Genomic DNA, 9,147 nt, shown 5'->3' with positions numbered 1-9,147 from the left:
GCTTTGCTTGTTGAATAGCTTTCGCGAGCAGGCTCGCTCCCACAGGGGAAACGCATTCCCACTGTGTGCGAGCCTGCTCGCGATGGCGTCAGCACAGGCGAAAACCCTCTACCAGAAACAATGTGAATCAGGGCTTTTCCGTCTACCGTGTAGGATTCTGCGACAGCTTGGCGTTTGGCGATCCGGGAGCTGGCACGTATGATGCTTCACAAACTTCCGCAGATTAGAAGCCTATGTCCCTGATAGTTCTACTGCTTCTGCCTTTCATAGGCAGCTGTTTGGCGGCCGTGTTGCCGCACAATGCACGTAACGCCGAATCCCTGCTGGCTGGCCTGATCGCCCTGATCGGTACCCTTCAGGTCGCGTTCCTGTACCCGCAGATCGCCCATGGCGGGGTCATTCGCGAAGAGTTTACCTGGCTGCCCAGCCTGGGCCTGAACTTCGTCCTGCGCATGGACGGATTCGCCTGGCTGTTCTCCATGCTGGTGCTGGGCATCGGCACCCTGGTTTCGCTGTACGCCCGCTACTACATGTCGCCGAACGATCCGGTGCCGCGCTTCTTCGCGTTTTTCCTGGCCTTCATGGGCGCCATGCTTGGGCTGGTGATCTCCGGCAACCTGATCCAAATCGTGTTTTTCTGGGAGCTGACCAGCCTCTTCTCGTTCCTGTTGATTGGCTACTGGCACCATCGCGCCGATGCACGGCGCGGCGCCTACATGGCGCTGATGGTCACCGGCGCGGGCGGTTTGTGCCTGCTGGCGGGGGTCATGCTGCTCGGCCATGTGGTCGGCAGCTATGACCTGGACAAGGTCCTGGCCGCCGGCGACCTGATTCGCGCCCATGCCCTCTACCCGATCCTGTTGCCCCTGATCCTGATCGGCGCCTTGAGCAAAAGTGCTCAATTCCCCTTCCACTTCTGGCTACCCCATGCCATGGCCGCGCCGACGCCCGTGTCGGCGTACCTGCACTCGGCGACCATGGTCAAGGCCGGGGTGTTTCTGCTCGCACGGCTATGGCCGTCGCTTTCGGGCAGTGAAGAATGGTTCTACATCGTCAGCGGCGCCGGTGCCTGCACCCTGTTGCTCGGTGCGTATTGCGCGATGTTCCAGAATGACCTCAAGGGCTTGCTGGCCTACTCGACCATCAGCCACCTCGGCCTGATCACCCTGCTGCTCGGCCTGAACAGCCCGCTGGCCGCCGTCGCCGCGGTATTCCACATCCTCAACCACGCCACGTTCAAGGCTTCGCTGTTCATGGCCGCCGGGATCATCGACCACGAAAGCGGCACCCGCGACATCCGCAAGCTCAGTGGCCTGTACAAGCTGATGCCGTTCACCGCCACCCTGGCCATGGTCGCCAGCGCCTCGATGGCGGGTGTGCCGTTGCTCAACGGCTTCCTGTCCAAGGAAATGTTCTTCGCCGAAACCGTGTTCATCAATGCCACGCGCTGGGTCGAGTTGAGCTTGCCGATCGTGGCAACGATTGCCGGTACTTTCAGCGTGGCTTACTCCCTGCGTTTCACCGTGGATGTGTTCTTCGGTCCGCCCGCGACCGATTTGCCTCACACGCCCCACGAGCCACCGCGCTGGATGCGCGCGCCGGTCGAATTGCTGGTGTTCACTTGCCTGCTGGTAGGGATCTTCCCGGCCCAGGTGGTCGGCCCGCTGCTCGCGGCGGCGGCGCAACCGGTGGTCGGCGGCACGCTACCCGAGTACAGCCTGGCCATCTGGCACGGCCTGAACGCGCCGATGATCATGAGCCTGATCGCCTTGTCCTGCGGCACTGCGATCTATCTGCTGCTGCGCAATCAATTAAAGCGCGGACGCTTTAACCGCCCGCCCGTCATTGGTCGCCTGGACGGCAAGCACCTGTTCGAATACGTACTGGTCGCCAGCATGCGCCTGGCCCGTCGCCTGGAGCCGCGGATTGGCACCCGGCGCCTGCAAATGCAGTTGTTCCTGGTGGTACTCGCCGCTGTGCTGGCCGGGTTGATCCCCATGCTGCACAGCAGCCTGCACTGGGGCGACCGGCCGAAGATCCCGGGATCGATCGTCTTCGTCACCTTGTGGTTGCTGGCCATCGCCTGCGCCCTTGGCGCGGCCTATCAGGCCAAGTATCACCGTCTCGCGGCCCTGACCATGGTCAGCGTCTGCGGCCTGATGACCTGCATCACCTTCGTCTGGTTTTCCGCGCCGGACCTGGCCCTGACACAACTGGCGGTCGAAGTGGTGACCACGGTGCTGATCCTGCTGGGCCTGCGCTGGCTGCCACGACGGATCGAAGAAGTCTCGCCGCTGCCGGGCAGCCTGCGCCGGGCGCGGGTGCGGCGTATCCGCGACTTGCTGCTGTCGACCGCGGTCGGCGTCGGCATGGCGTTGCTGGCCTACGCCATGCTGACGCGCCAGACCCCCAACGACATTTCCTCCTTCTACCTGAGCCGCGCCTTGCCCGAAGGCGGCGGCAGCAACGTGGTCAACGTGATGCTGGTGGACTTCCGTGGTTTCGACACCCTCGGCGAAATCACCGTGCTGGTGGCCGTGGCTCTGACCGTGTACGCCCTGCTGCGCCGCTTCCGTCCGCCGAAAGAAAGCCTGCAATTGCCGGCCCAGCAACGCTTGCTCGCACCGGACGTGGTCACCGACCTGGTCAACCCGCGTCACGCCAGCGACACCGCGCTCGGCTTCATGATGGTACCGGCGGTGCTGGTGCGCCTGCTGTTGCCGGTGGCGCTGGTGGTGTCGCTCTACCTGTTCATGCGCGGACACAATCAACCGGGCGGCGGCTTTGTTGCCGGGCTGGTGATGTCGGTGGCGTTCATCCTGCAATACATGGTCGCCGGCACGCAGTGGGTCGAGGCGCAAATGAGCCTGCGGCCGCTGCGCTGGATGGGCACCGGGCTATTGTTCGCCACGGCCACCGGCCTGGGTGCGATGGTGGTCGGTTATCCGTTCCTGACCACCCACACCTGGCATTTCTCGTTGCCACTGCTGGGTGACATTCACCTGGCCAGCGCGCTGTTCTTCGACATCGGTGTGTATGGCGTGGTAGTCGGCTCGACCCTGTTGATCCTCACCGCCCTCGCCCACCAGTCGGTGCGGGGTCACAAAACCGCTGCCCAGCCCAAATCCGTTGCCGCCAAGGGAGCCGTCTGATGGAAGAAGTCATCGCAATCGCCATCGGCGTACTGGCCGCGTCCGGTGTCTGGCTGATCCTGCGCCCACGGACGTTCCAGGTGGTCATGGGCCTGTGCCTGCTGTCTTACGGCGTCAATCTGTTCATCTTCAGCATGGGCAGCCTGTTCATCGGCAAGGAACCGATCATCAAGGACGGCGTGCCGCAGGATCTGTTGCACTACACCGACCCATTGCCGCAAGCCCTGGTGCTGACCGCGATCGTCATCAGCTTCGCGATGACCGCGCTGTTCCTCGTGGTGCTGCTGGCCTCACGGGGCCTGACCGGCACCGACCATGTGGACGGCCGGGAGCCTAAAGAATGATGGCGATGACCCACCTGATCGTCGCCCCCATTCTGCTGCCGCTGCTGACCGCCGCGATCATGCTGATGCTCGGCGAGAAGCACCGGCCGCTCAAGGCGAAGATCAATCTGTTCTCCAGCCTGCTCGGCCTGGGCATCGCCGTGGCGCTGTTGCAATGGACACAAACCACCGGTGTGCCCGGTTCCATCGGCGTGTACCTGCCGAGCAACTGGCAAGTGCCGTTCGGCCTGGTGCTGGTGGTCGATCGCCTGTCGGCGCTGATGCTGGTGCTGACAGGCATCATCGGCGTCAGTGCCCTGCTGTTTGCCATGGCACGCTGGGACAGCGCCGGTTCGAGCTTTCACGCGCTGTTCCAGATCCAGTTGATGGGCCTTTACGGTGCGTTCCTCACCGCCGACCTGTTCAACCTGTTCGTGTTCTTCGAAGTGTTGCTGGCCGCGTCCTACGGGTTGATGCTCCACGGCTCGGGCCGCGCGCGGGTGTCGTCGGGGCTGCATTACATTTCGATCAACCTGCTGGCCTCGTCGCTGTTCCTGATTGGCGCGGCGCTGATCTATGGCGTCACCGGCACCCTGAACATGGCCGACCTGGCGGTAAAAATCCCCCTGGTGTCCGAAGCCGATCGCGGCTTGCTACATGCCGGCGCGGGGATTCTGGCCGTCGCATTCCTGGCCAAGGCTGGCATGTGGCCGCTGAATTTCTGGCTGGTGCCGGCCTATTCCTCGGCCAGTGCACCGGTGGCGGCGATGTTCGCGATCATGACCAAGGTCGGCATCTACACCTTGCTGCGCCTGTGGACGCTGCTGTTCTCCGCTCAGGCCGGGGCATCGGCATTCTATGGCGGTGACTGGCTGATCTACGGCGGCATGGCAACGATCGTCTGCGCCGCCATTGCGATCCTCGCCGCGCAACGCCTGGAGCGCATGGCCAGCCTGAGCATTCTGGTGTCGGCGGGTATTCTGTTGTCGACCATCGGTTTCGCCCAGCCGAACCTGGTCGGCGCGGCGCTGTTCTATCTGTTCAGCTCGACCTTGGCGCTGAGCGCACTGTTCCTGCTGGCCGAACTGATCGAGCGCTCGCGCTCGGCCAACGAAGTCCTGCTCGAAGATGAAGCCGAACTGCTGCCCCGACCATTGGAATCCCTGCATCCGCCCAAAGGCACCAACCTCGACGACGAGCAAAATGCCGTGGTCGGCCAGGTGATTCCCTGGACCATGGCGTTTCTCGGCCTGAGCTTCATCGCCTGCGCCTTGCTGATCATCGGCATGCCGCCACTGTCCGGGTTTATCGGCAAACTCGGGTTGATCGGCGCCCTGCTCAACCCGCTTGGCCTTGGCAACAGCGGTGACGAACCGATTTCCAACGCCGCGTGGGGCCTGTTGGTGTTGTTGATTTTGTCCGGGCTGGCATCGCTGATTGCGTTCTCGCGTTTGGGTATCCAGCGCTTCTGGACGCCTGCGGAACGCCCCTCGCCCCTGCTGCGACGCTTCGAATGCGCGCCGATCTTCGCGCTGTTGGGGTTGAGCATTGCGCTGACCTTCAAGGCAGATCCGCTGCTGCGCTACACCCAGGCCGCCGCCGATGCCTTGTACAACCCGCAGCAATACGTGATGGCGGTACTCGACACCCGCGTCGAACCGAACCCGTCGGCCGACACGGCCCCGCAGGAGGTGCAGCCATGAAGCGCCTGTTTCCTGCGCCCTTGCTGTCGCTGGCCCTGTGGCTGCTTTGGCTGTTGCTGAACCTGTCGGCAAGCCCCGGCAATCTGCTGCTGGGGGCAGTGCTGGGGTTTTGTGCGCCGCTGATGATGCGCAGGCTGCGCCCGCTGCCGGTGCGCATCCGTCGTCCCGGGGTGATCCTGCGCCTGGTCCTGGTGGTCGGGCGTGATGTGCTGGTGTCCAACCTCGCCGTGGCCTGGAACGTACTCAATGCCGGTCGCCGCCCGCCACGCTCGCGCTTCATCAAGGTGCCACTGGACTTGCGAGACGCCAACGGTCTGGCCGCGCTGTCGATGATCACCACGGTGGTGCCCGGTACGGTCTGGTCGGAGCTGGCGCTGGACCGCAGCATTCTGTTGTTGCACGTCTTCGACCTGGACGATGAGGCGCTGTTCATCCAGCACTTCAAGGCGACCTACGAACGTCCGTTGATGGAGATCTTCGAATGAGCCCGTTGCTGTCGAACGCGATCCTGCTGAGCCTGTTCTTCTTTTCCCTGGCGATGATCCTGACTCTGATTCGCCTGTTCAAGGGCCCGTCGGCCCAGGACCGGGTCCTGGCGCTGGACTACCTGTACATCGTCGCGATGCTGATGATGCTGACGCTGGGTATCCGTTATGCCAGTGATACGTACTTCGAGGCAGCGCTATTGATTGCACTGTTCGGTTTCGTCGGCTCGTTCGCCCTGGCGAAGTTTTTGCTGCGTGGTGAGGTGATCGAATGAATACGCCATTGTCGTTGTGGGTGGAAATCCCGGTGGCGGTCCTGCTGGTGCTCGGCAGCCTGTTCGCATTGATCGGCGCCACGGGCCTGCTGCGCATGAAGGACTACTTCCAGCGCATGCACCCGCCGGCCCTGGCCTCGACGCTCGGGGCCTGGTGCGTAGCATTGGCTTCGATCATCTACTTTTCGGCGCTCAAGTCCGCGCCGGTACTGCACGCCTGGCTGATTCCGATCCTGCTGGCGATTACCGTGCCGGTGACAACCTTGCTGCTGGCCCGAGCCGCGCTGTTCCGCAAACGCATGGCCGGGGATGATGTGCCGGCTGAGGTGAGCAGTCGGCGGAGTGAGAGCGGTAGTTAGACCAAGGATTTGTATTGACTGGGCCGGCCTCATCGCTGGCAAGCCAGCTCCTACACGGATTGCGGTTGTTGACGGAATTTTCGTATACCCACAAATCCTGTAGGAGCGGGCTTGCCCGCGATGAGGCCAGTATTGCCACCACAGAATGTCGATCAATCAAACCCAGGCCACCGCCAACAACCCTGCCCCCAGCACCACACACAACGGCGAGTAAACCCAGGTATCGAGCCGGGCAAATTTCGAGCCTTTGACCTCCTTGAAAAAACCCACCAGCTCCGAATCGCCAATGGCCCGGGCAAACAGCAAAATCGCAATCGCGCTGATCACCCACTGCAACGACCAGTGATGCAAGGGTGGCAGGCACCAACCCACGCGCAAGCACACCAGCACGGCAATCGACAGCAGCCCCCCTGCCACCACCAGCGTGATCCAGCCTCGTGGTTTGAACGCCGGCCTCAGTTGTGCGCTGCCCTCCTGCGGTACTTGCGGGACCACCGCCACCGCCGCCCACTCACCACCCAACGCCCAATACACATGCACCAGACTGATCACCGCGAAGATCGTCACCAGCCATTGAGCCAACAGCAAGGTCATGATTCAGAGATCCTGGAAAGGGATTTGAACAGAACAGGCTAGTCGGCTTTTCCTGAAGTGCGCGAGCAAGTGCAAGATCAAAAGTTCATACCGGCGGCCGCTCACATTCCGGCGGAGACTTTATCCGCCACGTCCTTGGGCAACCAGGCCCGCCAGACGTCCGGATGAGCCTTCATGAAGGCCTCTGCGGCCTGACGCGGCGGCGTATGTTTCTCACTCATCTGCGCCAGCGCTTTGTTCAGGGAGTCGATCGGAAACTCGACCTTGGCGAAGAATTCGGCAATCTGCGGATATTGTTTCTGAAACGGAGTGGACACACCGATCGACAGCTTGGAGGCCAGGGAACGGGTCGGCTGTGGGTTGGGGTTGTCGGCGTCGGTCAAGGTTTTCCAGGCTTCGGCGTCGAACGGTGGTTCTTCGAGTTGAATCAGCTTGAAGCGGCCGAGCAACGGCGTGGGCGACCAGTAGTAAAACAGCACCGGCTTGCCACGATGAATTGACGAAGTGATTTCGGCATCCAGTGCCGCGCCCGAGCCGCTGCGGAAATTCACGTAGCTGTCGTCCAGCCCATAGGCCTTGAGCTTCTGCTTGTTGACCACTTCTGAGGTCCAACCGATGGGGCTGTTGAGGAAACGTCCCTTGGTCGGGGCTTCCGGGTCCTTGAATACATCTTTGTATCGCGGCAGGTCGCTGACACTGCGCAGGTCCGGCGCCAGCGGCTTGATACCCTTGGCCGGGTCGCCCTTGATCACATACTCCGGCACCCACCAGCCTTCGGTAGCGCCCTTGACCGTGTCGCCGAGGCTGACGACCTTGCCTTCGGCTTCCGCCTTGACCCAGACCGGGCTGCGACCGGCCCACTCTTCGCCAATGACCTGGATGTCGTTGTTGGCCAGCGCGGTTTCCAGGGTGATGGTAGTGCCCGGCAAGGTATCGGTCGGCAGCCCGTAGCCCTTCTCGACAATGATGCGCAGGACATCGGTAATCAGGCTGCCGCTCTCCCAGTTCAGGTCGGCGAAATGGATCGGCGTCTGGGCGGCAAACACCGGGGCGGGTGTCGCCAGCAAACCGCAAGTGGCCAGGACAGCGGCCAGCAACCGTCGAAATCCGTTCATGCTTTTGCACCTCGTGCTGTTCACAGCAATAGCAGGATGGCCTGGCAGTAGACCGCGAAGCCTCTGAATACTCAGTCCAATGACTGTAGTAGAGGTTCCTGCTTTCGAGGTGCGTGGATCAGATTTCGGAAGTTTCCTGCAAACGCATCAGCTCTCGTCTGACCATGCTGGCATATTCCGCCGGTTGCAGTTGGTAAAGCCGTGACGCCACCCAATTCAGCCAGGCCCCTTGCAGAATGGTCTTCTGCTCGAACAGCCGCCGCGCTTCGTCTTGAGCACTGGCCAGGTTCTGTTCGTGGAAGTCGGCGCGGGTCAGGGTCATCACTCACTGGCCTTGAAGGTCACCAGTTCGCCCTTGCGCCACTTGGCCGCTTTGGCGGTCACGGCTTTCAGGGTCTTGGTCAGGCCTTCCTGCAACTGCTGATGGGCAGCAAACACCATCACCACGCTGTGACCTTCCTTGAACACGATCCCCTGACCGTCGGCCGTGGTTACGAAGGCGTAGTCGCCAATGCCGTAAACCGTCAGCTTGATGTCGCGGAACTTGATGTCCAGTTTGCCGCCTTCGCGACTGGGCAGCACGGACGCGCTGAAATGATCGCCGACCTTGAGTTTGAGTCCGGGTTTGTCGTCCACCACCAGGGCTGATTCGGTGTCGATTTCGGCAATGTAAATGCCTTCAGCGTTCTGCTCGGTGATGTAAACGAAACGTGACTGAAACTGCTTGACCAGCTTTGCGCGCAAATCACCCAGCACGAACAAAGCATGCATATCGAGATTACTTACTGCCAAGGAAACATCCCCACATCTGAAAAATGGTGCCGTGCGCGAAAAATAGACGCACAGCCAAAAAAGCGGCAATGCCGACGGTGTAGCCAAAGAACCCGGATTGAAGTCCTGAATGAGCAGTGCGCTCATTCATCACGAAGCTTGAGAAGACTACTGGAACATCACTCGCGTCGTCCTGACTGGCGTTCGTCACAGGCTGAAGGAAAACACCCTTCCTGCTGCCAGAAAATTATGGACTATCAACTTCGGGGAAAAATCTCATCAAGATAAAATCTTTTCCTACATATCGTCCGCAAGAAATTGCTTTAGATAAACATCACTCACCCACCAGTGAGGGTGATTCTAGAGCAGC

10 protein-coding genes are annotated in these 9,147 nt (G+C 61.4%); 6 read left to right on the top strand and 4 right to left on the bottom strand.

The features are described 5' to 3' along the window. The first annotated feature begins 233 nt into the window (after positions 1-233). The 6 genes from B0D71_RS15985 to B0D71_RS15960 are packed head-to-tail and all read left to right on the top strand — an operon-like array spanning position 234 to position 6,297. Positions 234-3,152: a monovalent cation/H+ antiporter subunit A gene (locus B0D71_RS15985; RefSeq protein WP_103395619.1), complete on the top strand. Its 2,919-nt coding sequence runs from the start codon at positions 234-236 to the stop codon at positions 3,150-3,152. Then, complete coding sequence (locus B0D71_RS15980; RefSeq protein WP_007986256.1) at positions 3,152-3,496, top strand: Na+/H+ antiporter subunit C; 345 nt, start codon at positions 3,152-3,154, stop codon at positions 3,494-3,496. Before B0D71_RS15985 ends, B0D71_RS15980 begins: the two co-directional genes overlap by 1 nt. Next, a complete protein-coding gene (locus B0D71_RS15975; protein ID WP_103395618.1) occupies positions 3,493-5,178 on the top strand; it encodes a monovalent cation/H+ antiporter subunit D in 1,686 nt (561 codons plus the stop codon). The genes B0D71_RS15980 and B0D71_RS15975 overlap by 4 nt, the downstream gene beginning before the upstream one ends. After that, positions 5,175-5,663, top strand: coding sequence for a Na+/H+ antiporter subunit E (locus B0D71_RS15970; RefSeq protein ID WP_103395617.1), 489 nt, complete (start codon positions 5,175-5,177; stop codon positions 5,661-5,663). Before B0D71_RS15975 ends, B0D71_RS15970 begins: the two co-directional genes overlap by 4 nt. Beyond that, positions 5,660-5,938: a K+/H+ antiporter subunit F gene (locus B0D71_RS15965; protein WP_103395616.1), complete on the top strand. Its 279-nt coding sequence runs from the start codon at positions 5,660-5,662 to the stop codon at positions 5,936-5,938. Before B0D71_RS15970 ends, B0D71_RS15965 begins: the two co-directional genes overlap by 4 nt. After that, positions 5,935-6,297 (top strand): Na+/H+ antiporter subunit G, encoded by a 363-nt coding sequence (locus B0D71_RS15960; RefSeq protein WP_103395615.1) that lies wholly within the window; start codon positions 5,935-5,937, stop codon positions 6,295-6,297. Before B0D71_RS15965 ends, B0D71_RS15960 begins: the two co-directional genes overlap by 4 nt. Positions 6,298-6,453: 156 nt before the next feature. On the opposite strand, the gene B0D71_RS15955 is transcribed toward B0D71_RS15960, so the two are convergent. From B0D71_RS15955 to B0D71_RS15940, 4 genes are all read right to left on the bottom strand, one after another. Continuing rightward, positions 6,454-6,891, bottom strand: coding sequence for a DUF3995 domain-containing protein (locus tag B0D71_RS15955; RefSeq protein WP_103395614.1), 438 nt, complete (start codon positions 6,889-6,891; stop codon positions 6,454-6,456). Between the two features lie 101 nt (positions 6,892-6,992). Further along, a complete protein-coding gene (locus B0D71_RS15950) occupies positions 6,993-8,006 on the bottom strand; it encodes an ABC transporter substrate-binding protein (protein ID WP_103395613.1) in 1,014 nt (337 codons plus the stop codon). A 118-nt stretch (positions 8,007-8,124) separates the two neighbouring features. Next, positions 8,125-8,328 (bottom strand): hypothetical protein, encoded by a 204-nt coding sequence (locus tag B0D71_RS15945; RefSeq protein WP_103395612.1) that lies wholly within the window; start codon positions 8,326-8,328, stop codon positions 8,125-8,127. Next, positions 8,328-8,798: a hypothetical protein gene (locus tag B0D71_RS15940; protein WP_007986246.1), complete on the bottom strand. Its 471-nt coding sequence runs from the start codon at positions 8,796-8,798 to the stop codon at positions 8,328-8,330. Before B0D71_RS15940 ends, B0D71_RS15945 begins: the two co-directional genes overlap by 1 nt. Positions 8,799-9,147: the final 349 nt, after the last annotated feature.

This window comes from Pseudomonas laurylsulfativorans (assembly GCF_002906155.1).
Taxonomy (GTDB): Bacteria; Pseudomonadota; Gammaproteobacteria; order Pseudomonadales; family Pseudomonadaceae; genus Aquipseudomonas; species Aquipseudomonas laurylsulfativorans.
Note: the sequence above shows the minus strand (reverse complement) of the source record. Positions and strands in the feature narration are given on the sequence as shown.

Bases quoted from the DNA above. Each gene is read 5' to 3' on its own strand.
- B0D71_RS15950 (WP_103395613.1), bottom strand. From the start codon at position 8,006: ATGAACGGATTTCGACGGTTGCTGGCCGCTGTCCTGGCCACTTGCGGT.
- B0D71_RS15965 (WP_103395616.1), top strand. From the start codon at position 5,660: ATGAGCCCGTTGCTGTCGAACGCGATCCTGCTGAGCCTGTTCTTCTTT.
- B0D71_RS15985 (WP_103395619.1), top strand. From the start codon at position 234: ATGTCCCTGATAGTTCTACTGCTTCTGCCTTTCATAGGCAGCTGTTTG.
- B0D71_RS15945 (WP_103395612.1), bottom strand. From the start codon at position 8,328: ATGACCCTGACCCGCGCCGACTTCCACGAACAGAACCTGGCCAGTGCT.
- B0D71_RS15955 (WP_103395614.1), bottom strand. From the start codon at position 6,891: ATGACCTTGCTGTTGGCTCAATGGCTGGTGACGATCTTCGCGGTGATC.
- B0D71_RS15975 (WP_103395618.1), top strand. From the start codon at position 3,493: ATGATGGCGATGACCCACCTGATCGTCGCCCCCATTCTGCTGCCGCTG.
- B0D71_RS15970 (WP_103395617.1), top strand. From the start codon at position 5,175: ATGAAGCGCCTGTTTCCTGCGCCCTTGCTGTCGCTGGCCCTGTGGCTG.
- B0D71_RS15960 (WP_103395615.1), top strand. From the start codon at position 5,935: ATGAATACGCCATTGTCGTTGTGGGTGGAAATCCCGGTGGCGGTCCTG.
- B0D71_RS15980 (WP_007986256.1), top strand. From the start codon at position 3,152: ATGGAAGAAGTCATCGCAATCGCCATCGGCGTACTGGCCGCGTCCGGT.